Below are 24,634 nucleotides of genomic sequence, written 5' to 3'. Positions count from 1 at the left end.
CGCTCGGACAACTTAAGGAGTGTGCATGCGTCGTAATGCCAGACTTTGGCGCACGGCCCTCGCGGCGGTTCCGGTCGCGGCGGTCGCCGTGCTGGGAGCGGCACCGCAGGCCCTGGCCCAGCAGCAGGCGGCACCGTCGATCGTGGTCAGCGACGGGGTGACCCAGCCCGTCTTCGGCTACGCCGACGCGATCCGCGAGCGGGTCTTCGTCGAGTCGACGTTCGACAGCGACGGCGACGGGCTGCGGGACGTGATCTCGTTCGACATCATCCGGCCGAAGGCCACCGAGAACGGGCTGAAGGTGCCGGTCGTCATGGACGCCAGCCCCTACTACTCGACGTCCTGCCGGGGCAATGACTCGCAATGCAAGCACGACGACGGCACCGGCCGGCTCGACCTGTGGCCGCTGTTCTACGACAACTACTTCGTGCCGCGCGGGTATGCGATCGTCCTGCTCGACATGGCGGGCACCAACAACTCGACCGGCTGCCCGACGACCGGTGGGGACTCCGACAACCTGAGCGCCAAGATGGCGATCAACTGGCTCAACGGCCGGACGGCCGGGCGCAACGCGGCGGGTCAGGCAGTGAAGGCGACCTGGCACAACGGCAAGACCGGCATGATCGGTAAGTCGTACGACGGTGCGCTGGCCGAGGCGACGGCGGTGACCGGCGTCAGTGGCCTGACCACCATCGTGCCGATCGGCGGCGTCTCCGAGTGGTACGACTACACCCGCAGCAACGGCCTGGTCACCCGTGGCAACCACTACCCCGCGTCGCTGTCCAACACGGTGACCAACTCGAACCGCCGGGCGTACTGCAAGCCGGTGCGCGACGCCCTGTCCGTCGAGGACGGCGACGCGACGGGCGACTACACGTCGTTCTGGAACGAGCGCAGCTACGTGAAGAAGGCCAACAAGATCAAGGCCAGCGTCTTCATGGTTCACGGTCTGAACGACGACAACGTCAAGCCGGACCACATGAGCAAGTTCTGGTACGCGCTCGCGGAGAACAACGTGCCGCGCAAGCTGTGGCTGTCGCAGGAGGGGCACGTCGACCCGTTCGACTTCCGCCGCGCCGAGTGGGTACGGACGCTGCACCGCTGGTTCGACTTCTGGCTGCAGGACGTGCAGAACGGCATCATGGACGAGAACCGGGTCGACATCGAGCGGGCCGCCGACGTGTGGGAGACCCACGCCGACTGGCCCATTCCCGGCACCGTCGACACCGACGTCTTCCTCAAGACCGGCCCGAACGCCGGCTCGCTCGGCCTGGTGCCCGTGGAGAAGCCGGCCACCGGCAAGTTCCAGGACAACCCCAGCCAGAGCCAGACCACCATGATCAGCAACCCGACCACGGTGACCGCCAACCGGCTGGCCTTCCTGTCCGCGCCGCTCACCGCGCCGCTGCACATCTCCGGCACGCCGACCGTACGGCTGCGGGCCTCGGCCGACCAGACCGCCACCAACTTCGGCGTCATCCTGGTCGACTACGGCCGGGCGGAGCGGGTCGCCCACACCCAGACCGGTGAGGGCATCACCACCCTGACCACCAAGGACTGCTGGGGCGAGGGCACCGCGGTCGACGACGGTTGCTTCCGGCAGACCGTGAAGCGGGTGGCGACCACCGACCAGGAGCTGGTCACCAAGGGCGTCATGGACGCGCTGAACCGGCAGTCGATCCGGGTCGAGGTGCCGCTGGTGCGGGGTGAGACCTACAACTTCGACTTCCCGCTGCTGCCCGAGGACTACGTCTTCGAGGCCGGTCACCAGATCGGGGTCATCGTCGTGGGCAGCTACTCCGGCTACGGTCAGGTCAAGCAGACCCGCGCCAACATCGAGCTGGCGCTGAAGAGCAGCAAGATCACCCTGCCGATCGTGGGCGGCACCACCGCCGCGCGCGCCGCCGGGCTCTGATCCGCTCGCAGAACGAGGGTGCCCCCGGCGCTTGCCGGGGGCACCCTCTTTTCCCCTCCACCTCTTCCCCGTTACCTTTCTGATCGTCCTCAGCAGGGGACTGTTCGGTCGCCCCGATGCCCGGGACACCTACGTCATCGCCGACGCCGCCCGCGCCCTGCCATATACGTTGCGCCACGTCGATGTCAGCGTCGAGGCCCCGGCCGAGCTGGAAGTCCTCGTCGACTTCGACAACGACCTCGCCGGCGAGGCCATCCAGCCAACCATCCGGATCTGCGGCGAGGCATCCTGCTCAAGGCGGAACAAGCAGCTCAGGCGCGCCCCTCCTCGCAGGCCACCCCCGTCAGCCACGCCAACTACGACCACAACCACGCCCAAGGCAACACCACAACCCCGCCCTCCCCACCCCGCCCGCCCTCCCCACCCGTCGATCATGGACTTGTGGCACCTGACGTAATAGCCCAACCAGGGCATACCAGTCACCACAAGTCCATGATCGACGGGGTGGGGTGGGGTGGGGTGGGGTTAGGGGGCGAGGATCTGGGTGTGTAGGGAATCCTCCAGGGCCGTTGCGGTTACGCCGCCGGGCCAGCCGCGTAGGAGGCGGCCGCCCTTGCTGATCAGGGCGATGCTGGGGGGCTCGCGCATTGCGTACGACTGCCAGATCGCCATTTCCGGGTCGGTCGCGACCGGATAGTCGACCTTGTGGGCGCGCAGAAAGTCGGCGAGTGCCTCCGGCTTGTCCTCGCCGGCGACACCGATGAAGACCACCCGGTCACGGTAGGTGCGGGCCAGGTCGCTCAACGCGTCCTGCCGCTGCGCACAGGTGGTGCACCACGAGGTGAAGAAGACCAGCACGACCGGGCGGTCCGCCCACAGTCGCGCGGCCTCCAGGGAGCTGCCGTCGGTGAGCGTGGCGGTGAACTTCGGCGCGGTCGGCGCCGAGGCCGGCGGCTCGCGCAGCGCCAGACCGGCCGGGACCGGGCCCGGCAGCGCCGCGGCTCCGCCGGGGACGACCGTGGCTTCGGTTCCGCCGGGAGCGGCCATGTCGGCGGGTTCGCCGCGGTCGGGGCTCGTGCAGCCGCCCGTCATCAGCGCGGCGACCAGCAGGACCGGCAGCCATCTGTTCACGTAACCACCACCTGCGTTGTGACGATCGGAAAGATGCCTCACGGGACCACCGCCACGAGCGAGGGGCCCTCGGCGTTGTCCCGGTCGACGGTCAGTTCGATCGGCCGCTGGTCGCCGACGGCCAGCCGGTAGTCCGTACGCTCGGGGACGGTGACCGGGATGGCGAACGCACAGTACGTCGGGACCCGCTTGACCTCAAGATCCTCCTCGAAGGCCGGTACGGAGGTGCCGGACGGCAGGTCACCGCGGACGAGAGTGCGACCGTCGGCGTCGGTCAGCCGGTACTCGGCCGACCGGTGCAGAAAGACGTACGGGCCGGTGCCGGCGCAGTCGACGCCGGCCTCGCGGATGTTGATGTCACGGACCAGCACCCGGACGGTCATCGGCGAGGTTGCCTCGACGGCCGCGCCCCGGTCACAGCCGACGCCGGTCACCAGCACCGGCACCAGAATCAGCAGCTTGCGGCCCATGGCGGGCAATCGCCACATCTGTTACTCCTGAGTTGCTTGTCCGGGACCAGACAGACAGACCTGGGGTCCCCGTCGGAATCGGCGTTTCCGACGGAGACCCCAGGTGGTCACTTCACCCCGTCACCGGGGGTGAGGTCACTTGCTGACCTGGCAGGTGGCGGTGGCGGTCTTGCTCGGGTCGCTCTCGGACGTGGCGGTCAGGTGCACGTAGCCGGTGGCCGCCGCGGTCTTCGTCGCACCCACGGAGACCTTCACCGTGGTGGACTTGTCGAACTTCGCCGTCGCCAGCTCGTTCGGCAGCCAGACGCGCCACCCGTCGCCGGCCACGTCCGCCGAGAGGCGGTACACGTCCGACTTGAGGTAGGCGTTGACGTTCTCCGGGTGAGACTGGCCGCCGGCTGAGAAGGCGCCGGTGTTGGTCAGCTCGAAGGAGCAGTTGACGCCCTTGTTCGTGGGCTTGGTGGCCGGGGTGCTGACGTAGCCCTCGCCGAGGGTGACGCCGTGCTTGCTCGGCCCGCCGTTGCCGTCCAGCGACTTCACCGCGACCGTGTACGACAGGATCCCGTTGCTGTCGCGCTTGAGGTCGATGATGTAGAAATGCAGCCGGTTGGCCTCGTCGATGTACTCGTACTGGCTGCCCGTGCTCGCACCGGCGTGGAACAGGGCGTCGGACAGCTGCCGGTAGTCACCCATGGTGATCTTCTGCGGGGTGCCGTCCGGCCGGTAGAAATCGATCATGTCGATGTCCTGCGGGTTGGCGTCGATCACCCACTGGAACGGCGCGCTGTCCGCGTTCTTGGTCTTGCTCAGCAGCACGCCGGCGTCCGGGGTGAACGAGTCCGCGCCCATCCGGTCGACGACCTCGACGGTGTAGTTGTTGTAGCTGCCGCCGTCACACAACGGGTTGGTGTTGACGCTGCAGGCCGGCGACATGTCCTTGTTCATGGCGATGTTGATGCCGGTCAGACCACCCGGGCCGGCGTCGACGGCACGGGCGGTCACCTGGGCGACCACCATGCCCGAGGAGGCCAGCGCCTCGCGGGAGAGCCGCAGCAGGTGCTCCTCGCCGAGCAGACCAATCTTGATCTTGTCGCGCACGGTGTGCAGGGAGCCCATCGAGCCGCCGTTGACCGGCGGGATCTGCCACCGGCTGTGCGGACCGCCCGGGCCGTTGAACGAGCCGCGCGACATCATGCTCCAGATGCCGGTGTACGCGCGGCGCAGCGGCGTGCCGTACGGGTTGTTGTAGTTGTCGCCGATGTTGAGCAGGTGGGTCAGCTCGTGGGCGTAGACGCCCATGCCGGAGCTCTCCGCCTGGGTGGAGGAGTTGCCGCTGGCGTTGGGCCAGATGGTGGCCGCCGACTTCCAGGAGGTCCAGTCGACGTAGCGGGTCTTCGCCCAGTTCGGCATGTTCGGGTCCGGCGGACCCCAGGCCGCGGGCACGTCCTCCTTGTTCTGGAAGAGCATCTGGCCGAACTCCTGCCAGGTCGAGGACTCGTCCTGACCGGCGGAGAGGATGAAGATCAGCTCGTACTGGTTGGCGACCTCGTTGCCGACGGCCGCGCGCCAGGCACCCAGGCCGTCGGTGCGGATGTTCTTGTTGCAAGTGTCGCCGGGCGGGCACATGCCCGGGTTCATGTCGTTGGTGATGCCGTACTGGTAGGACTTGCCCGGCAGCGTGTACGGCCCGAACCCGGTCAGGTCGACGCCATACTTGCCGTTGGTGTCCTGCATCCAGTACTCGTGCAGGGTGTGCCCCTTGTTGAGGCTGTTCGGGGTGTTGAGAAAGTCCTGGTAGAACTTCGGCACCTGGTCCCGCGGGATGTTCGCCGCGGTCGACTGCGGGTTGCCGAAGACCGTCGACTTGGCCTTCTGGGTGATGACGAACGGCTGGTCGGTGTAGTCGAGCGTGACCAGCGCGATCTTGAAGTTGCGGCTCGACCCCTTGACCGTCGGGTCGGCCCAGTTCTTGTTCGGGACGGGCCGGTAGTCGTCCCAGGTCATCGCGTCCGGGTTCTGCCAGTACTGCGGGTCGAGAACCTCGAACGGGCCGGTGCCGCCGGCCGCGTTGCCCGGCGCGGCGGAGGCCGGCACGGTCGCGACGGACGCGGCCAACGCGGTCGCGACCGCGGCGATCAGCACCGAGCGCCGCGCACGTGAGCCTCTCCTTGTGACCAGATGCATCAAGTCGCCCTTCGGTAATGGTGGGGGCGCGCGGAAACCTCGACCCAGCTGAGACCTTCCGGTGAACGCCGTGCTCGCGAATCTATGAGCCGAGGCATCCGTACGTCACCGTGCATATGTCGGTAGGTGCCATGAGCTCTTCCGACACCTGACGGAGCGCAACGGGCGGACGTGCCGATCCGGCCACCGGAACCGGCCCCTCCGTCAGGCAGGCGTGGGCCAGGTCTGCGACCAGCCGAGCAGCGCGGCGAGCCGGGCGTTGTGCGGGGCGAACTCGGCGGCCAGCTCGGCGCGCAGCGCGTCGGTGAGCTCCGAGGGGCCGCGATCGACGCGCCGGGTGTGCCGGGCGAACGCGGGCGGTACGAACGGCTCCAGGTCGAGGAAGCGCAGCGTCTGCGCGTAGACGCCGGCCGGATCGGCGTACAGGTCCTCGCTGCGCAGCACGAGCAGCCGCTCGCGCGGCACGTGCGCGTACCACCGCTCCAGCTGCTCGACGTAGCGCCCCCGGGCCGCGTAGGAGTGGTTACGCAGGGCCGCGTGGGCGGCCCTGGTGTCCGGGCCGTCCCGCAGCGCCGCGGCGAGCCGATCCGGCTCGGCACGCAGGGCGTCGGCGAACGACAGCGGCTCCGCGCCGTACGAGCGGGTGTGCAGGTAGTGGGAGTAGGCCCGCTCGACCGGGTCGCGCAGCAGCGCGACGAACCGCGCCCGCGGCAGGGTTTCCGCCACCCGCCGCGGCACGCTCGGATGGAACAGGTAATACGGGCTCGCCTCGAAACTGTGCCGGCCGGGTGCCGCCGTGGGGAAGTGCGCCCGGTACCAGCGCCGACCGCGACCATGGTGGAGGCTGAAGAACTGCAACTCCTTGCCGGTCGCGGCCCGCACCTGTGGGTGGGCGGTCAGGTAGTGGTAGAGCGAGGTGGTGCCACACCGCTGCCCGCCGATGATCAGGAAGTCCGGCAGCGCGCCGGGCGCGAGCACCCGCCCCCACGCCCGGGCGCTGCGCACGGTGCGGCGCAGCCGGTCGACCGCCCCCCGCCGGCCGGCCGGGCTCACGGCGTCACCGCCGCCACCTTGGCCCGGCCCGGCCGGCGCACCAGCGTACGCAGCACCATCACGTCCTCCCGACTCAACCCGAGGGCAAGCACCCCGCCGAGGTAGGCCACGGCGATGACGGCCAGGCCGACGGCCATCTGCGCTGGCCAGCCCGGCACCAGCCAACGCGCCCCCACCCCGGCGAGCAGGGCGATCGCCCCGGCGGCGAGCCCCTTGAACATGCCGGCGCTGACCGGCAGGGCCCGCACCAGCGCCCGGACCTGCAGCACCCGGGCCACGTTGACCGCGGCCAGCGACACCGCCCACGCGGCAGCCGCCCCGATGATGCCGTACGCCGGGATCAGCCAGAGGTTCAGCAGCACGTTGAGCAGCAGCGCGGCCAGGTTGTCGTACATGTTGACGGCCACCCGGCCGGACATGTTCAGCAGCGTGCCGCAAGGCCCGGTGGCCGTGTTCACCAACTGGCCGAGGGCGAGGATCATCGTGACCGCCGCGCCGGTGGCGAAGTCGCCGCCGAACAGCCGCAGCAGGTCGCCGGGGAAGACCAGCAGCGCCACGAACGCGGGCAGGGACAGCCGCACCACCCAGCCGGTCGCGGCGCGGTAGATGCGCCGTACCTCGTCCATCCGTTCCTGGTGATAGAGGTAGGCGATGTGCGGGCCGAGCGAGGCGTTGATCGGCGCCAGCACGAAGATGGCGATGGTGACCAGCCGGGTGGCCACGTTGTAGACGCCGACGTCGTCGTTGGCGAAGAAGCCCAGCAGCAGCGTGTCGATCCAGATGAGCCCGGTCGACGACAGCGATGACACCCAGCTGACGGTGGAGAAGCTGAACAGCTGCCGGGGCCGGTACGCCGCCCGCGCCGGCTCGACCGTGCGCAGCAACCGGCGCAGCGCGCCGAGCGCCAGCACGGCGGCCGACCAGGCGGCGCCGACGAGCGCCCAGTACGCCCCGGTCAGGCCCGCCCCGGTGACCAGGGCCAGGGCGGTGAGGGCGAGCCGGGTTCCCGGCTCGTACATCTGCCCGATGAGGGTGAAGTGCCGCTGGGTGCGCCAGCCCCGGGTGGCCGCGAGCGCCGCCTCGCAGATGGTCGACGCGGGCAGGGTCAGCGCCACCAGCCGCAGGCCGGTGGTGAGCTGCGGATCGTGCAGGGCGGCGGCGAGCCATGGCGCGGCGACGGCGAGCCCGGCCGCGATCACCGTGGCCGAGCCGGCGGAGATCAGCAATCCGAGCCGGATCGTGCCCCGGATGCCGGCGGAGTCGTCGTCGGCCAGGTGCACCGCCACGAAACGGGTCAGCCCGGCCCGGAAGCCGGAGAGGGAGAGCAGCCCGAGCAGCGCCAGCACGGCGTAGCACTGGGCGTACCGGCCGACCTGTGTCATGCCCAGGACCCGGGCCAGCAGCAGCATGATCACGAAGACCGCCGCCTGGCTGAGGATCGCCCCGATGAGGTTCAGCCCGCCGCCCCGGGCGATGCCGCGCAGGTGCTGGTCGCCGGAATCGGTGGACGGCCGGGCTGGTGCGCTCGGCGCCGTCACCTCACCACCCTGCCCGGCCGTTCGGGCTCGCCCCCGACCAACGCCACGTTCAGGTGGGGGTACGGTCGGTCGGCCGATCCGCTCGCGCTGCCGCCGCCGGTCGTTCCGCCACGCCGGCCGTCGGTCTCCTCGCGCGGGCCGGTGGGCGCCGACGGCTCGGTCGCGCCGGACGGCCCGGTGCCGGCCCCGGTGCCCGGCGAGCCGGGGGTGCCCGTGCCGGCCGGCGTCCGTCTCGCGGCACGCACCCGGGACAGCAGTTCGAGGAACGCGACCAGCACCACCGCCATCAGCAGGCCGGCCCCGGCGACCGGCAGCGCGGTGCGCAGCAGGACCGCCGAGCGCGACACCCGCTGGACCTCACCGACGCTGGTGACCTGCTCCGGATCGGCCGCCTGGATCTGCGCGCGCGCCGACTGCAGGCCCTGGCGCGCCTGTGCGAGGGTGCTCGTCGCGGCGTCCCGCTGAGCGAGCAGCACCTGGTAGTCGGGGAGCTTCGGGCCGATCTCGTCGAGCCGCTTCTGCGCGGCGGCGATGGCGTCGGTGACCGCGGTCACGCCCCGGCCGTTGCCGACCGCCTGCATGTTCAGTTGCTGCTGCCGCAGGCTGGCCAGCTCGTTGAGGGTGGACTGGTAGAGCTTGTCCGGCTGGGACACCTTGTGGGTCTTCTCCCAGTCGCCGATGGCCTTGGTCGCCGCGGTCACGTCGGCGCTGGCCGCCTCCACCTCCTGGGTGGCGATGTCGACCTGCGAGGAGAACAGGAACGTCAGCGCCCGCCGGGAGGTCGCCGACAGCACCGGGGTCACGGTGTCCCGGTGCGTCGTGGTGTAACGGATCTCGAGCTGGCTGCTCGCGCCGACCTGGACCACCTTCAGCCCGTCGCGCAGGTCGCCCGCGGCGACTCCGGTGTCCGTGGCGACCTGGTCGATCACCTTCGGCGAGGTCGCCGCCGCGCTGAACGCCGCGACGAACTGGTTCGCCGCCTGCTGGCCGGTGAACTGCTGGGCGGCGGCGCCACCGACCAGCGCCGGGGCCGCCACGTACGCGGTGCCCGCGTACTGCTGCGGCGCGGCCAACACGACGGCGGCCGCGATGCCGGTCGCCAGGACCGGCACGCCCACCAGCACCCACAGCCGCCGCCGTGCGACCCGCAGGTAGTCGAGGATTTCCACCCTAGTGTTCCCCAATCCCGTATGTGAGTGACCAGATGTCAGCGTTCACGGCGTGGGCCGCGCACCGGGCGGTGCCACCGCGCCTCCGGTGCCGACGCCCGAACGGTAGGCGACCGTGCTGGCTGCCGCCGCGAACGCGAACAGATACCACAGCGTGACCACATTGGAGATCACGTTGGAGGCCGCGCTGACCGCGACGAACGCTACCGCGCAGCCGAGGAAGCCGACCGCTATGCCTCGTTCGAAGCTGCCCGGCGGCGCGCGGCGCAGGGCCAGCCGCCCGGTGTGCAGGCTCAGCAGCATCATCGCGAGGTAGGCGAGCAGGCCGACGAACCCGGTCTCCACGTACGCCCGCAGGAAGTCGTTATGCGGCTTCTTCGCCTCGTCGGTCTCCCGCTGCGTCATGTTCGGGCCGATGCCGGTGACCGGGTTGTGGTTGGCCAACGTGACGATCTGGGTCCAGTAGTCGACCCGCCAGGCGAGCGTGTTGCCGGTCGGGTCGCCGCCCACCGCCCGGTCGTCGGCGAGCTGACTGAACCGGTCGGCGACGGTGGGCAGCAGGAGTCCCCCGCCTACCGCTGCCACGCAGAGCATGACGATCATCCGCTTGCTGCGATGCAGGATCGCGACCACGAGCAGGCCGAGGGCGGCGCCGATGATCGCGCCCCGGGTGTTGGTCAGCAGCAGGAAGACCAGCGAGAGCGTGAGCAGCACGGCCATGACGCCGCGCAGCCACCGGTCGAGGTACCGGTAGATGGCGAAGCCGAAGATCACCATGAACATCAGGTAGCGCCCGAACGTGGTGGACTGGCTGAACGGGCCGCTGATCCGGCTGAAGCTGCCCTTGACCTCCGAGGGCGGGTCGCCGAGCAGCGACATGACCAGGGTGTAGCCGAGCGCCAGCGCCAGCGAGGCGTAGCAGGCGAGCAGGAACCGTCGCACCGCCCGGGTGTCGGGCATGAGCTGTTCCAGCACCACGAACATCAGCACCACGGTGATGATCCGCAGCGCCTCCAGCAGGCTCGGCGTCGGCGTGTTCGCGCCCAGCGCGCTGACCAGGCCGGTCGCGCCGACGAGCAACAGCGACCAGCCCAGCGGCGAGCCGCGCAGTCGCCCGTCGCGGCGCACTTGCGCGGCGAGCCAGAGGCCGGCGGCGAGTAGGAAGAGCACGGCCAGCAGAGTCGACAGGTCCGCCGCGCGACTCGCCTGGTCGACGTCGGCCCGGCCGGCGGTCGGGCCGCTGAGTTTGAACAGGTCGACGCAGGAGCGCACGGCGAGCATGAGCATCACGTACGCGGCGAACCGGGTCAGGGCGAGCACGGCCACCGCGACACCGCCGAGCGCGGCGAGCGGCAACACCATGGCGGCCTTGCCGCCGGAGCTCATCGAGAGGCCGACGCCCACGGCCATCCCCGCGCAGGTCAACGCGGCGAGCCCGGTGAGGAGCCGGCCGGGGCGGGCGAGGACCGGGCCGGGCCGCTGCCCAGCGTCACCGGACCGCGTCGGACGCGGGTCTGGGTTGTCGAGAGTCACTGACTTCACTGAACGTCGTTTCGCCTGCCTGCCGGCCGCGATCACGCGGCGCCGCCCGCCGTGCGGCGGAAGATCGAGTCAATCTAACCCCGGTCGGCGGGCGGGCAGAATGGGCCGATACGCGGACCCGGCATCAGCCGGCTTTCGCGGCCCGTTCGGCTCTGCCGCGGCTGCCGGTCCCGACCAGGTCGAGATAGAGCCGTTCCAGCTCGCGAGCGGCGGCCTCCCAGGTGTACTCGTCCCGGACCCGGTCACGCAGCGTCCGGGCGCCGGCACGCTCGGCGGGCAGGTCGGTGAGCGCCTCGCCCAGCACCCGCACCAGGTCCTCTTCCGCCCCGTCCCGGAACAGTCGCCGCCCAGGGCCGTCGGTGCCGAGCACCTCCACGTGCGGGGAGATGTCGCTGGCCACCACGGGCAGCCCGTAGGAGGCCGCCTCCAGCAGGGTCAGCGGCAGCCCTTCCAACCGGGACGGTTGCACGAACCCGGCCGCGTGCGAGTACAGCTCGGCCAGCAGGTCGCCGTACGCGAATCCGGTGAACACGATGCGTGGGTCGTCCTGCGCCGCCGTGCGCAGCTGCGCCACGAACTCGTCGGTGAACGACGATCCGCCGACGATCGCCAGTTTCATCTCGGTCGGCACCTGCCGGAACGCCCGGATCAGCAGGTCTGCGGCCTTCTCGGGCACCAGCCGACCGACCAGCAGCAGATAGTTGCCGGGCGTCAGCCCGAACCGCGCGGCGAGGTGTCGCGCCGGCACGTGCTTCGGAGCGGTCACCCCGTTCGGGATGTATCGGGCGGAGCTGCCGAATGCAGTGTCGTAGTGCGCGGCCAGGCCCCGCGACACGGCCACCCGCTCGTCCGGCACCCGACCGCTGAGCCAGTGCGCCGTGCCCAGCACCGCGCGGGCCGCCGGCCCCCATTTGGCCCGCTGGTTGTCCAGGCCATGCACGGTCAGCACCACCTTCGCCCGGGACAGGTAGCGCGGCAGCGGCGCGACCAGAGCCGGCCCCAACCCGTGGTAGTGCACGACATCCGGTCGCTGCCGGAGCGCGGCGAGGGTCGAGGTGGTCGAGTGCACGATGGCGTCCAGGTGCTTGCTCGGCACCGTACGCACCTGCCGCAGCCGCACTCCCCGGTACTCGTCCATCGACGTCGCGTCGTAGCTCTGCCGGCAGTAGACGGTGACCTCGTGGCCGAGCGCGACCAGCCGGCTGGACACCTCCTCGACGTGCCGTTCGATTCCGCCGTACGTGGCCGGCATGCCCTTCTGGCCGACCATGGCGATGCGCAGTGGACGCCAGCCGCTGGCCAGCCCACCACGCTGCCGGGGTACGACCACGGTGCGCTCCGCGGGACGACGTTCGGGGGCACCGCCCGGATCCACCTGATCCGGGCGGTTGGCTGTCGCGGCGGTTCGCGCGGCGCGGGTAACCACTGTGCCTCCTCGAACGCATCGTTGCGTGATGCCACTGAAACTCAAGGTGACGGGGGGTCACCGCTGTGCCCGGGACGCTAGATCATTTCCGGCGGATCTTCGATGAACCTTAAGGTCAAGGTGCCTCGACTGTCCGGTCAGTCAGCTCTGCCGGTCGACCACGGATCCAGCCAGGGCGGTCAGGGCGGCCTTGACCTCCGCCGGCACCGGGGCGGAGGCAAGAGCGACCAGCGCGGCCTCGGCCCGGACCCGGATCATCTGTTCGATCTGGTCCCGCGCGCCGGTCGTCTCGATGATCGACCTCAGTTCCGCGGCGCCGGCCGCGTCGAGCTCGGGATTGCCGAACAGCGCCCGCAGCCGCCCGGCCTGCCGTCGGTCGGCACGGTCGCGGGCCAGGGCCATCATTACCGTGGGCTTGCCCTCCCGCAGGTCGTCCAGGACCGACTTGCCGGTGACCGCCGGGTCGCCGAAGACCCCGAGCACGTCGTCGCGCAACTGGAACGCGTCGCCGAGCGGGTCGCCGAACGCCACGTACGCGGCGTGCAGCTCCTCCCCCGCCCCCGCGAGCCCGGCCCCGATCTGCAACGGTCGGGTGACCGTGTAGCGGGCCGCCTTCATTCGGATCACGGTCAGCGCGCTGGCCACCGATCCGTCCCCGACGCCGGAGACCAGGTCCAGGTACTGCCCGGCGATCACCTCCGTGCGCATGGTGGCGAAGGCCTCGTAGCCTCGGTGGACCTGATGCGCCGGCAGGCCGGACTCGTGGAACATCTGGTCGGCCCAGGCGGCACACAGGTCACCGCAGAGCAGGGCCGCGCTGTGCCCGTACGCCCCGGGATCGCCGCGCCACGCCAGACGGGTGTGCAGGTCGGCGAAGAGCCGGTGGATGGAGGGCTCGCCTCGACGTCGGTCGCTGCCGTCCATGATGTCGTCGTGGATCAGCGCGAACGCGTGGAACAGCTCCAGCGCGGCCGCGGCGGCCACGATCTCCCGGCCGTCGGGCTGGCCGGCGCCGCGCCAGCCCCAGTAGCAGAACAGCGGTCGCAGCCGCTTTCCCCCGGCCAGTGCGAAACGGCGGATCGTGTCGAACACCCCGCGCGGCGCGCCGTCCGGCCAGCCCGGATCCTGCCGGTCCAGAAACGCCGCGAGCTCCGCGTCGCACCGCGCGCGCAGGCCGTCGACGTCGGTCCGGGTGGTCACCTCCACGGTCATCCGGTCACCGCCCGTGGGTCGCCGTCGACCGGCCCCGCCCCCACCCCGGACAGCTCCAGCAGCAGCCCCTTGACGTCGGTGGCGGCGACGCTGTCCCGGGCGGCGGCCGGATCCGAGCAGATCAGCACCGGCGCGTCGAGCGGGTCGTCCGGCAGCCGGCCGTGCGAGCCGCGCACCGCCCGCGCGCCCGCGTCCAGGCCGACCACGCTCATCAGGTAGCGCATGCCGAGCTTCTTGCGCAGCAGGGCGAGCCCGGCGCGCGCCTTGGCCGCGCCCGGATCGGCTGGGTCGAAGAACAGCTCGGCCGGGTCGTAGCCGGGCTTGCGGTGGATCTCCACCAGCCGGGCGAAGTCGGGCGCCCGCGCGTCGTCCAGCCAGTAGTAGTAGGTGAACCAGGCGTCCGGCTCGGCGACCAGGACCAGCTCGCCGGAGCGCTCGTGGTTCAGGCCGTGCGCCGCCTTGCCCGCCTCGTCGAGCACCTCGGCGACCCCGGGCAGCCCGGCGCAGAGCTTCGCCACGGCCGGCACGTCGGCCGGGTTCTTGACGTAGACGTGCGCCACCTGGTGGTCGGCGACCGCGAAGGCCCGCGACGTCCAGGGATCCAGGTACTCCATGCCGGCCTGGGTGTAGACGGTCAGCAGCCCCTCGGCGCGCAGCAGCCGGTTGATGTCGACCGGGCGGGAGACGTCGGTGATGCCGTACTCCGACAGCGCCACCACGGTCGTGCCGCGCGCCGCCGCCGCGTCCAGCAGCGGAGCGAGCACCCCGTCCAGCTCCGCCGCCGCGGCGGCGGCCTGTCGTCCGCTGCTGCCGTGGCGCTGCAGGTCGTAGTCCAGGTGCGGGACGTACGCGAGGGTGAGGTCGGGCGAATGGGTCGCCATGATCTGCTCGGTGGCGCGGCAGATCCACGCCGACGAGGCGATGCCGGCGTTGGCGCCCCAGTAGCTGAACAGCGGAAAGTCGCCGAGGCGGTCGGTGAGCGCGTCGTGCAGCTGCGGCGGGTAGGTGTAGCAGTCCGGGTCCTTGCGCCCGTCCGCGTGGTAGATCGGCCGCGGGGTGACGGTCCAGTCGATGTCCGCGCCCATCGCGTACCACCAGCAGACGTTGGCCACCGTGTAGTCCGGCTTGGCCCGGCGCGCGGTGTGCCACAGCTTCTCCCCACCGACCAGCGCGTTGTGCTGCCGCCACAGGAAGATCTCGCCGAGGTCGCGGAAATACCAGCCGTTGCCCACGACGCCGTGCCCGGCCGGGGTCTCGCCGGTGAGGAAGGTGGACTGCACCGAGCAGGTCACCGCCGGCAGCACCGTGCCCAGCGGCGCCTGGAAGCCACGGTCGGCCAGCGCGGAAAGCCGGGGCATGTACCGCAGCAGCCGCGGCGTCAGCCCCACCACGTCGAGGACGAGCAGCGATGTCATCGGGTCACCTCCGAGTACGACGGCGAGGTCCGGTCCGCTGCGGGCCGGCTCTCGAGGGACAGGCCCAGCGCGCACAGTTCGTCGCGGGCAAAGGCGAGCTCCGCGGCGATGCCGCCGGCGAGCTGCTCGGTGGTCTGCGGGCGGTGCGCCGCCGGCAGCACCCCCCACGTGTACGTCTCCACGTCGAGGTGGTCGCAGCCGGCCGTGTCGCCGCCGAGCAGCTCGCGCAGGGCCGCCCGCAGCACCGGCACGGTCGAGGTGAGCGGCTCGGCCGGAACCGCGTGCAGCGGCACGTGGTAGTGCACCCGCCACGGGCCGGGCAGGGCGGCGTCGAGCGCCGCGTCGAGATCGTCGGCGGCCGGGCCGTGGACGCTGCGGGTCTGGTGCAGGAAACGCGGCTCGACGTAGCCACGCAGCACCTCCGCGTCCCGCTGCGGCGCGTCGGCACCCAGCGCCGCCGAGACCTGCACCTTCACCACCGGCAGGCCGGCGGCGCGCAGGGTGGCCAGGGCGGCCGCCGGTTCCTCCCAGGCGCACGCGAGGTGCGCCAGGTCGAGGCAGATCCCCAGCCATTCGGTGTCGATGGCGGACAGCCAGCGGGCGGCGTCGGCGGTGCTCTCCACGACGCAGCCCGGCTCCGGTTCGAACGCGACCCGGACCGGGCGTCCGCCCCGGCTGAGGTCGGCGAGCCCGGCCGCGAGCCGGTCGAGCTGCCGCGCGCAGGCGTCGGCCCGCTCGGTGTCCCACGGCTCCCGCCAGGCCAACGGCAGGGTGGAGATCGAACCCCGGGCCGCGTCGTCGGGCAGCAGGTCGACCAGGATCCGGGCCAGATCGAGGGTGTAGTCCAGCCGTTCGGTCGTGCTCCAGTCGGGGTGATAGACCGCGTGCTTGACCACCGGCGCCTGGAACGAGCGGTAGGGGAAACCGTTGAGGGTAACCACCTCCAGCCCGCGTGCGGTCAGTTCCCGGCGCAGCCGGCGCCGTTGGCCGGCGTCGGCGGCGAGCGCGGCGGCGACCGGCGCGGCCAGCCACAGCCCGAGCCCGAGCACGTCGGCGTCGAGCCGCTCACGCACCGGCCGGGCGTACGTGTCGAGCTGCCCGATGATGCCGTCGAGGTCCTCGGCCGGGTGCACGTTGGTGCAGTAGCTGAGGTGGATCAGCTGCCCGTCGGGGTGGCGCAACCGCATCAGCTGCCTCCCCGTTTGATGGAGCTGCCCTCAAAGGTCGCGGCCACCTCGCCGAGCTCGGACAGGTCGAGGCGGCCGGACTGGCCGTAGAACTCGACCGGGTTGCGCCACAGCACCCGGTCCACGTCGTCGGCGGTGAAGCCGGCGGCGAGCATGGCCTCCCCGGTGGCCCGGGTCAGCAGCGGGTCGGAACGCCCCCAGTCGGCGGCGGAGTTGACCAGCATCCGCTCCAGGCCGTGCTCCTTGAGGATCTCCACCATTCGGGGCGGGGACATCTTGGTGTCCGGATAGATGGAGAAGCCCATCCAGCAGCCGGACTCGCGCACCTGGCCGACGGTGACCTCGTTGAGGTGGTCGACCACCACCCGGCCCGGCTCGATGCCGGACTCGGCGACCACGTCCAGGGTGCGGGTGGTGCCGCGGGCCTTGTCCCGGTGCGGGGTGTGCACCATGGCCGGCAGCTCGAACTCGATCGCCAGGGCGAGCTGGGCGGCGAACGCCTCGTCCTCCTCCGGCGTCATCGAGTCGTACCCGATCTCCCCCACCGCGACCACCCCGTCCTTGGCCAGGTAGCGCGGCAGCAGGTCGAGCACGTCCCGGCAGCGCGGGTCGTTCGCCTCCTTCGGGTTGAGCGCGATGGTGGCGTGGTGGCGGATGCCGAACTGGCTGGCTCGGTAGGGCTCCCAGCCGACCAGCGAGTCGAAGTAGTCGGCGAACGCGCCGACGTTGGTGCGCGGCTGTCCCAGCCAGAAGGCCGGCTCGACGACCGCGCGGACCCCGGCGGCGGCCATCGCCTCGTAGTCGTCGGTGGTGCGCGAGGTCATGTGGATGTGGGGGTCGAAGATACGCATCATGCCTCCGTGGTTCTGGTGTTGCCAGCTGCGGTCGGGCCGCCGCCTGTGGTGAGCCGGTCCAGCAGGGCGAGCGCGTCCGCGGCGGTGTCCCGGCCGGCCGCGCGCCGCTCCTCGGTCAGGCCGGCGAGCATGGTCGCCACCTCGGCGTCCGCGCGCTCGTCCAGACCGTCGACGACGGACAGCGGCACGCCCATGAACACGCACTTGAGCACTGCCTGGCGCCACGCCGGCTGGTCGAGGTGGCGGGCGTACGGGCCGACCGCGGCGGCCACCAGCCGGGTGTCGTTGGTGCGGATCGCGTCGTGCAGCAGCGGCACCGCCTGCGCGCCGATCGGCAGCATCGGCAGGGCCTTGAGCACGGCGCGTTTCTCGTCGGCGTCCCCGTACCGGTAGCCGGCCTGCGCCTCGGCCGCCGCCCGGTCGGCCGGCAGCGCGCACAACAGCAGCGCTCGTGCGGCCTCGTCGGCGTGCCAGCCGGGCGCGGCGGGCAGCGGCGCGCGGCCGCAGTGCCGCCCGGCGGCGGGGAAGAGCCGCCCCACGGCGTCGGGCTGCGCGGCAACGCGCGCGAGCGCCTCGTCCAGCCACCCCGGATCGGGTACGCCGGGTGCGTCGGCGAGCGCGGCGCGGAGGTCGTCCGGGTCCATCACTCCTCCTCTCCGGGAGCCGATCCGCTCGGCTTTCCCGTGGGCAACGGTTGAGGTCCGGTTGTCGGACGGCGGGGATCTGTCCCCCGGGTGGGGGCGGCGTCGGCGTGTTCGGCCCGCCGCAGGAAGTCGAGGGACTCGGCCGCGACGGTGGGCGCGGCATGCGAGTGGCGGGGCAGTTCGACGGCGACCAGTCCCCGGTAGCCGGCGTCGGCGAGCGCCCGCAGCACCGGCGGGAAGTCGATCTCCCCCGCGCCGAACTCGAGGTGCTCGTGCACCCCCCGGCGCATGTCGTCGATCTGCACGTTCACCAGGTGCGGGGCCACCTCGGCGACGCAGTCGGGCACCGGCAGGGGTTCCAGGCACCGGCAGTGTCCGATGTCGAGGGTGACGCCGAAGCCGGGCGGGGCGTCGAGCCGCTCGCGCAGGGCCCGCCAGTCGGCGATGTTCTGCACGAGCATGCCCGGCTCGGGTTCGAATCCCAGCGGCACGCCGGCCACGGCGGCATACTCCACCACCCGGGCGCACCCGGCGACGAGCCGGTCCCAGGCCACCGGCTCGGGCACCGTGGCCGGGCGCACCCCGGCCCAGAACGACACCGCCTCCGCGCCGAGGTCGGCGCCGATCGCCACCGCCCGGCGGAGGAACTCCACCCGCACGGCCGGGTCGTCGTGCAACAGGGTCGGCGCGTGCTTGTGCCACGGGTCGAGCAGGTAACGGGCACCGGTCTCGATGACCACCGCGAGGTCGAGGTCGCGCAGCAGGTCGGCCACCTCGGCGACCCGCCGGGGCAGGTCGGCGGCGAACGGGTCGAGGTGGCTGTGGTCGAGGGTGAGCGCCACGCCCCGGTAGCCGAGATCGGCGATGAGCCGCAGCGCGTCGGTCAGCCGGTGGTTGGCGAAGCCGTTGGTGCCGTAGCCGAAGCGCAGGCCGGCGGTGCCGTCGGGCCCACTCATGTCGGTGACACCAGGCGGGCCAGGCGGCCACCGAGCGGGGCGGCGGCCGCGACGGCGAGCCCGGCCACGGGTGCCCCGGCCCGTGCGGTGAGCGCCCCCTGCAGGGCGGGCAGCCCGGTGATGCCGGCGCCGACCGCCGCGCGGATCCGCCCTGCGGTGGGCTGCGCGGCGGCGCTGGCCTGGGCCCGGCCGTACTGCGCGGCGTACCAGGCGGAGAGCGCGCCCGGCACCGCCCGACGCCAGCCCGGCGCGCCGGCCCGGCGGCCCGCGGCGGCGGTGATCGCGGCGAGCGCCGCGGTGCCGGCCAGGGTGGCGGCCGGCAGCCGGGCGTCCGCGCCGGTGACCTCCCGGCGGGACAACTCGGTGACCGTGTACGTGTGCGCGGCCACCGTGAGCGCGGCGGGCAGCGCCCGGCCCGGACGGCCGGGGCTCGCACCGAGCAGCACGTCAAGCCCACGGCAGGCGGCCATCGTCGCCGGCCCGGCGGCGGTGTTCTTGGCCTTCAGGTCGTACGCCCAGATCGCCGCCGCCAGCGGCACGGCGACCGCCAGCGCCCGACGCCCGCCCGCGGCCCCGGCCAGCGCCAGACCGGCGGCGGTCAACCCGGCGGCGATGCCCAGCGCGGCGGGGGCGGACACCCGCCCGGACGGGATCGGCCGTTCCGGTCGCTCGACCGCGTCCAGCCCCCGGTCGGCCCAGTCGTTGGCGGCCATTCCGGCCCAGTAGAGGCAGACCGACGCGCCGGCGAGCGCGGGCGTACGCGGGCTCAGCACGCCGGCCGCCGCCGCGCCCGCCACCACGTCGCCGGGTACGGAGAGCGCGGCGGGGGCGCGGACAAGGTCGACGAGGTCACGCAGCCGGCCCATCAGTCGGTCCCCGCGCCGAGGGTGCCGACGAACTCGACCAGGGCCTGCCACTGATCGGTCAGCGCGTGCGCGCTCGCCCCGATCGGATCCTTGAAGAAGAAGGCCAGCTCGGGCAGGGGGCCGCTGCGCCCGGCCCGGTGCGCGGCGGCGGTCAGTCGAGCCAGGTCCAGCACGAGCGGGGCGGCGAGCGCCGAGTCGCAGCCCTGCCAGGTGAACTCCAGCCGCATCGGGGTGCCGAGGAAGCCGGAGAAGGTAACCAGATCCCAGGCCGTCTTGAAGTCGCCGAGGTCGTCGACGAAGTCGATGCGGGTGGTGCCCTGCGGCTGGTAGCCGAGCGTCTCGGCGAGCACGCGCTGCTTGCTGGCGGTCTTCGCGGCGTTGGCGGCCGGTTCGGCGAGGTTCGCCCCGTCGCCGCCACCGAGCAGGTTGATCCCGGACCAGCTGCGCACCCGCAGGTTGCGTAGCGCGAACATCGGGGCGAGCACGGACTTCAGCAACGTCTCGCCGGTCTTACCGTCCCGACCCCCGTACGGCGTTCCCATCCGGTGCGCCAGCTCGTCGAGGGCGGGCAGACACGCCCCGGTCGACGGGGTGAAGTCCACGTAGGAGCAGTTGGCGTGGAAGGCCGCGTACGCGACGAGCGCGCTCGGCGGCAGCACCGCCTCGGTGCCGGCCAGAGCGCGCTCCAGCGCGGCCAGGTCGGCATGCGCCGGGTGCGAGGGTGGCAGGGGTTCGGTGTTCGCCACGTTGATCACGACCACGTGGTCCAGTTCGTGCCGGGCCCGGAACGCGGCCAGGTCGGCGGAGACGAGCCGGGCCGTCTCGGCCTGCGTGTCGCCGGCCGGCAGCGGATGCACATCGCGCTCCACCGCCGCCAGTTCGTCGTGCAGCGCGTCGACGAGCCGGGCCGGCACCACGCCGGCGGCCGCGAGCGCCTCGGCCTTCTTGACCAGCGGGGTCGACGCGATGTCATGCCCGCCGATCACCAGGTCGGCGAGGCCGGGCAGCGCCGGGCTGCGCAGCTCGGGTAGCTCGGTGACGCAGCCGGTCGGCTCGGCCATGCCGGCGCGCAGCGCCAGCGCCCCGACGATGCTGGTGACGGCGACCGAGCCGCGCGCCCCGACCAGCCATACTCCCGTACGCATGATGTGCCTCCCTGCCTGCATGGGCCCTGTCCGCCTGGCCGAGCCGAGGTGGCACCACCGCGACGGCGCCGTCGTCGGCGTCGACGACGCCGCCGCGGGCTCGGTCGGCCAGGCGGACAGGGCAGTGGTAGACAGGGTCGGTCGGCGTCTCGACCCTGTCTCCCCCGCTGTTCCTTGTGCTGTCTGTGCTGATGGTTCGGGTGGTGCCCGGTCGGGCGGGTGACGCCTCACCCGCCCGACCGGCTGGTGCTACTGGTTACGGGGTCGCCTTGCCGAACTCGACCCAGTTGAGGTTGAAGAAGTTGCTGGTCGGTCCGCCGGTGGCCGGCTTGAAGACCAGGTACACGGTGTGCTCGCCGGCCGCGTGGCTCAGCGGCACGGTCTGGCTCTGCCAGGTGTTGGTGCTTCCGGTGGAGTTGATGATCGCCGTGGTCACCAGCTCACCGGTCGGCGAGTCCAGCCGGATCTCGACGGTGCCCTGCGGCTGCCCCACCCGGTTGGCCGCGCCACCGGCGACCCGGAAGGTGAGCGAGCCGACCTGACCGAGGTCGATCGGGCGGAAGCCGAGGTGGGCGTTGTTCTGGATCTGGGTGACGTGCGCCACGCCGTCCACATCGTTGGTCATCGCACCGGCGACGCCCTTGACCTCCTGCGCGTTCTCCGCCTCCTGACGCCAGGTCTGCACCGTGATCTGGTTCACGTCGGATAGCGCCGGCTGACCGTTGGCCCCGAGGTCGGTGTAGGTCGCGCTCAGGCCGAGGAACAGGTAGCCACCCGCGTGGTCCGCCTCTTCCGCGGTCGTCTGGAACGTGCCCGAGCAGCCGGTGGTGGTGCTGAGGCCGTGGCCGTGCGAGTCATGGCCGAGCACAGAGGACACCTGCACCCGGTTGCAGTCGATCTCGCCGTCCTCCGGGTCGGTCACCTGCACCGTCCAGGAGACCTTGTCGCCCCACTTGAAGAAGGAGCCGTTGGCCGGCGAGGTGATCTTCACGGTCGGGGCGGTGTTACCGACCACGATCTCCCGGATCGCCACCGCGGACCGGCCGGTGGAGTCGGTCACGGTCAGCTTCGCGCGGTAGACGCCGTTCTCCGTGTAGGTGAAGCTCGGGTTCGCCTCGGTCGAGTCGACCGTGCCGTTGCCGAGGAAGTCCCAGGCGTAGGTGACCGTGTCGCCCGGGTCCGCGTCGTAGGAGCCCTCGCTGCTGAACCGCACGGTCAGCGGCGCCTGGCCGGACGACGGCGTCGCCGCCGCCTTGGCCACCGGAGCCCGGCCGTTCTTGACGTAGCGCACCATGGAGAGCTTCGCCTCCGGGTTGGCCCGGAAGAAGCCGTTGCCGTACTCCAGGACGTAGAGGTGCCCGTCCGGGCCGAACTCCATGTCCATCGGGTTGGCCCAGGTGAAGTTGGTCAGCAGCGGGTCGATGCCCTGCAGCTTGCCGCTGCCGTTGGTCTGGAAGCTGAACAGCTTGTTCCGGGTGAACTCACCGAAGACCACGGTGTTGTCGAAGTACTCCGGGAACTTCGTGTCCGACTCCAGGTTCGGGTCGTACTTGTAGATCGGGCCGCCCATCGGGCCGACGCCACCGCTGCCCAGCACCGGCCAGTCGTTGCCACACGCCACCGTCGGGGTGGACAGGTAGTCGCTCGGGCAGGGAGTGAACGCGTTGAAGGTGTAGTTGAGCTGCGGCTGCTGCACGGCCGGCAGCACACGCAGGCCGGTGTTGCGCGGCGACTCGTTGACCGGCGCGGCACAGTTGTACGGGCCGTGCGACGTCTTGGTCGCGAAGTCGTACTTGATGTGCGGCAGGTTCGGCGCGTAGCAGTACGGCCAGCCGTAGTTGCCGGCCTTGTTGGTGGCGATCCACCGGCCGGTGCCCGCCGGGCCGCGGAGCGGGTTCGACACCTTGGAGTCCGGAGAGTAGTCACCGATGTAGACGAAGCCCTTGGCGTCCACGTCGATGCGGAACGGGTTGCGCAGACCCATCAGGAAGATCTCCGGGCGGGTCTTGCCGTCCCGGTACTCCGACGGCGGGAACAGGTTGCCGGCCGGGATGCTGTACGTGCCGTCCGCCTTGACCTTGATGCGCAGCATCTTGCCCCGCAGGTCGTTGGTGTTGGCGGCGGAGCGCTGCGCGTCATAGGCCGGGCCCTGGGTCGGCATCTCGTTGACCGGGGCGAAGTTGTCCGAGCCGCTGGCGTTGGTGTCGTCACCGGTCACCAGGTACAGCAGGCCCTTGCCGTCGAACTTGATCTCGCCGGCCACGTGGCAGCAGGCGCCACGGTCGGTGTCGACCCGCAGGATCTTCTGCTCGGTCGACAGGTCCAGGTGCGGGGTCGGCGTCTCGACCAGCTTGGCCCGGGAGAGCTGGTTGTAGCCCTTGTAGATGTCCCAGGCGCGCGGGTCGTTGCTGGTCGCCGGCGCGTCCGTCATCGGCGTGTTCAGCTTCGGCGCGTAGTAGAAGTACACCCACTTGTTGGTGGCGAAGTCCGGGTCGATCGCGATCGACTGCAGGCCGTCCTCGTCGTGGGTGTAGACCGGGATCTCGGTGATGACGTCGGTCAGGCTGGTCTTCGGGTCGTACATCCGGATCTCACCGGTGCGGGAGTTGTGCAGCACCCGACCGTCCGGCAGCACGGCCATGGTCATCGGCTCGCCCGGCCGGTCGTTCAGCACGACCTTCTCGAAGTTGCCCTGCACGGTGGCGCCGCAGTCGCCCTTGGCCTGGCCAGCGGCCCACTGGATGCCGCCGACCAGGTGCTTGCGGAACGCACCCTGGGCGTAGATGTCGGAGGAGTGGCCGATGCCGGTGTAGAAGGAGCGGCCACCCTCGAAGTCCTGGCACCAGGAGATGGGGTGGTCGTACCCCATCGTGCCGCCGGTGTAGGTCTTCTCGCTGACCGTGGCCAGCACGTGCGCCTTGCCGCGCACGTTGGTGTTGAAGTTGTACCACTTGTCGACGAGGGACACCTCGCGCGGCATGGTCGCGGTGGCCGGGTGTACCCGGTCGACCGCGGTCACCCACGCCGACGCGGCCGGCGCCGCGCTGGTCGCCTTGGCGCCCACCAGGTTCTGGTAGAAGGTCCAGGTCGGCTCGGTCTCGGCGGCGGCGTGCACGCCGACGAAGCCACCACCGCCCCGGATGTAGCTCTCGAACGCGGTCTTCTGCGCCGCGTCGAGCACCTCACCGGTGGTGTTGAGGAAGATGACCGCCTTGTAGCTGCGCAGGTTCTCCGCCGTGAACGCGGTCGCGGTCTGGCTCACATCGACCTTGAAGTCGTTGTTCGCCCCGAGCGTGCGGATGGCGTTGATGCCCTTGTCGATCGACTCCCGCCGCTCACCAGCGGTCTTGTGGAACACCAGCACCGTCGTGTCGTCGTGGTCGTGCCCAGGGTGCGCCGTGGCCGGCACAGCGCTGAGCAGCGGGACGGCCAGAGCCGAGCCTGCGACGAGGCTCAGCCATCGTCTTACCGATCTTGCCATGTGTGATCCTCCGGGGGTTCGGGAGGCCAACGGCCTCACCGTCGGCACAAACCCGCTGATCGGGTTGTGCCGAGAACTGATGCCTACCCCTGGCGCTGTGCCACGTTCGCCAAGGCCCTACCAAGCGCGCCGATGTGGCTGGCCGTCCGGCGCGACCGGGAATCCCGATACGGCCACGCCGGACGGCCTCTCCTCGGACCCGCCCATCCGGACACGGGGCGCAACCGCATCCGGACCCTCGCTACGGGTTCGAGGCGTCATCTGCGGCTAGACGCTGGCCGCGGTCAGCGCCGAATCCACCGCGGTCCACGCACCGGTCAGCGCCGAATCCTCCACCGCCTGCAGCACGAGCTGGACCTGCAGCGCGTCTGTGAAGGATGGGGTGGGGTCGGTGTTGGTGGTGATGGCTTCGATGAAGTCGCGCATTTGGTGGGTGAAGGTGTGTT

18 protein-coding genes and 1 pseudogene are annotated in these 24,634 nt (G+C 71.5%); 2 read left to right on the top strand and 17 right to left on the bottom strand.

The features are described from left to right. Nucleotides 1–25 precede the first annotated feature (25 nt). The gene (locus tag ABZ671_RS22385; protein ID WP_357861308.1) at nucleotides 26–1,915 is read left to right on the top strand and encodes a Xaa-Pro dipeptidyl-peptidase; all 1,890 of its coding nucleotides are present in this window, start codon (nucleotides 26–28) and stop codon (nucleotides 1,913–1,915) included. 109 nt (nucleotides 1,916–2,024) lie between these two features. Then, nucleotides 2,025–2,195 (top strand): annotated as a pseudogene (locus tag ABZ671_RS22380) (IS110 family transposase); the annotation flags it as partial. 245 nt (nucleotides 2,196–2,440) lie between these two features. Here the strand turns inward: ABZ671_RS22380 and ABZ671_RS22375 are convergent. From ABZ671_RS22375 to ABZ671_RS22295, 17 genes are all read right to left on the bottom strand, one after another. Next, on the bottom strand, nucleotides 2,441–3,046 hold the full coding sequence (locus tag ABZ671_RS22375) for a redoxin domain-containing protein (RefSeq protein WP_357861304.1): 606 nt from the start codon (nucleotides 3,044–3,046) through the stop codon (nucleotides 2,441–2,443). Nucleotides 3,047–3,084: 38 nt separating this feature from the next. Continuing rightward, on the bottom strand, nucleotides 3,085–3,534 hold the full coding sequence (locus ABZ671_RS22370) for a hypothetical protein (RefSeq protein WP_357861301.1): 450 nt from the start codon (nucleotides 3,532–3,534) through the stop codon (nucleotides 3,085–3,087). Between the two features lie 117 nt (nucleotides 3,535–3,651). Beyond that, on the bottom strand, nucleotides 3,652–5,658 hold the full coding sequence (locus ABZ671_RS22365) for a M6 family metalloprotease domain-containing protein (protein WP_357861298.1): 2,007 nt from the start codon (nucleotides 5,656–5,658) through the stop codon (nucleotides 3,652–3,654). A gap of 246 nt (nucleotides 5,659–5,904) precedes the next feature. Continuing rightward, the gene (locus tag ABZ671_RS22360) at nucleotides 5,905–6,753 is read right to left on the bottom strand and encodes a sulfotransferase (protein WP_357861295.1); all 849 of its coding nucleotides are present in this window, start codon (nucleotides 6,751–6,753) and stop codon (nucleotides 5,905–5,907) included. Next, entirely contained in the window at nucleotides 6,750–8,291 is a 1,542-nt protein-coding gene (locus ABZ671_RS22355) for an oligosaccharide flippase family protein (RefSeq protein WP_357861292.1), read from the bottom strand. The genes ABZ671_RS22360 and ABZ671_RS22355 overlap by 4 nt, the downstream gene beginning before the upstream one ends. Further along, nucleotides 8,288–9,460, bottom strand: a complete 1,173-nt coding sequence (locus tag ABZ671_RS22350; RefSeq protein ID WP_357861289.1) for a Wzz/FepE/Etk N-terminal domain-containing protein — start codon at nucleotides 9,458–9,460, stop codon at nucleotides 8,288–8,290. The genes ABZ671_RS22355 and ABZ671_RS22350 overlap by 4 nt, the downstream gene beginning before the upstream one ends. A gap of 45 nt (nucleotides 9,461–9,505) precedes the next feature. Continuing rightward, nucleotides 9,506–10,993 (bottom strand): O-antigen ligase family protein, encoded by a 1,488-nt coding sequence (locus ABZ671_RS22345; protein WP_357861286.1) that lies wholly within the window; start codon nucleotides 10,991–10,993, stop codon nucleotides 9,506–9,508. A 133-nt stretch (nucleotides 10,994–11,126) separates the two neighbouring features. Continuing rightward, on the bottom strand, nucleotides 11,127–12,332 hold the full coding sequence (locus tag ABZ671_RS22340; RefSeq protein ID WP_357861283.1) for a glycosyltransferase family 4 protein: 1,206 nt from the start codon (nucleotides 12,330–12,332) through the stop codon (nucleotides 11,127–11,129). A gap of 237 nt (nucleotides 12,333–12,569) precedes the next feature. Then, a complete protein-coding gene (locus tag ABZ671_RS22335) occupies nucleotides 12,570–13,640 on the bottom strand; it encodes a polyprenyl synthetase family protein (RefSeq protein ID WP_357861280.1) in 1,071 nt (356 codons plus the stop codon). Further along, nucleotides 13,637–15,055 carry a nucleotide pyrophosphatase/phosphodiesterase family protein gene (locus tag ABZ671_RS22330; protein ID WP_357861277.1) on the bottom strand — a complete coding sequence of 473 codons (1,419 nt, stop codon included), beginning with the start codon at nucleotides 15,053–15,055 and terminating at the stop codon, nucleotides 13,637–13,639. The genes ABZ671_RS22335 and ABZ671_RS22330 overlap by 4 nt, the downstream gene beginning before the upstream one ends. Next, complete coding sequence (gene eboE / locus ABZ671_RS22325; protein ID WP_357861274.1) at nucleotides 15,052–16,242, bottom strand: metabolite traffic protein EboE; 1,191 nt, start codon at nucleotides 16,240–16,242, stop codon at nucleotides 15,052–15,054. The genes ABZ671_RS22330 and eboE overlap by 4 nt, the downstream gene beginning before the upstream one ends. Then, a complete protein-coding gene (locus ABZ671_RS22320; RefSeq protein WP_357861270.1) occupies nucleotides 16,242–17,093 on the bottom strand; it encodes a TatD family hydrolase in 852 nt (283 codons plus the stop codon). Before ABZ671_RS22320 ends, eboE begins: the two co-directional genes overlap by 1 nt. Continuing rightward, nucleotides 17,093–17,740 carry an EboA domain-containing protein gene (locus ABZ671_RS22315; RefSeq protein ID WP_357861268.1) on the bottom strand — a complete coding sequence of 216 codons (648 nt, stop codon included), beginning with the start codon at nucleotides 17,738–17,740 and terminating at the stop codon, nucleotides 17,093–17,095. The genes ABZ671_RS22320 and ABZ671_RS22315 overlap by 1 nt, the downstream gene beginning before the upstream one ends. Then, nucleotides 17,740–18,696, bottom strand: coding sequence for a sugar phosphate isomerase/epimerase family protein (locus ABZ671_RS22310; protein ID WP_357861265.1), 957 nt, complete (start codon nucleotides 18,694–18,696; stop codon nucleotides 17,740–17,742). Before ABZ671_RS22310 ends, ABZ671_RS22315 begins: the two co-directional genes overlap by 1 nt. Further along, nucleotides 18,693–19,562, bottom strand: coding sequence for an SCO3242 family prenyltransferase (locus ABZ671_RS22305; protein WP_357861260.1), 870 nt, complete (start codon nucleotides 19,560–19,562; stop codon nucleotides 18,693–18,695). Before ABZ671_RS22305 ends, ABZ671_RS22310 begins: the two co-directional genes overlap by 4 nt. Beyond that, nucleotides 19,562–20,707 carry an inositol-3-phosphate synthase gene (locus ABZ671_RS22300; protein WP_357861257.1) on the bottom strand — a complete coding sequence of 382 codons (1,146 nt, stop codon included), beginning with the start codon at nucleotides 20,705–20,707 and terminating at the stop codon, nucleotides 19,562–19,564. Before ABZ671_RS22300 ends, ABZ671_RS22305 begins: the two co-directional genes overlap by 1 nt. Before the next feature lie 256 nt (nucleotides 20,708–20,963). Next, a complete protein-coding gene (locus ABZ671_RS22295) occupies nucleotides 20,964–24,188 on the bottom strand; it encodes a ThuA domain-containing protein (protein WP_357861254.1) in 3,225 nt (1,074 codons plus the stop codon). Nucleotides 24,189–24,634: the final 446 nt, after the last annotated feature.

The organism is Micromonospora sp. NPDC006766 (genome assembly GCF_040636055.1).
GTDB lineage: Bacteria > Actinomycetota > Actinomycetes > Mycobacteriales > Micromonosporaceae > Micromonospora.
Note: the sequence above shows the minus strand (reverse complement) of the source record. Positions and strands in the feature narration are given on the sequence as shown.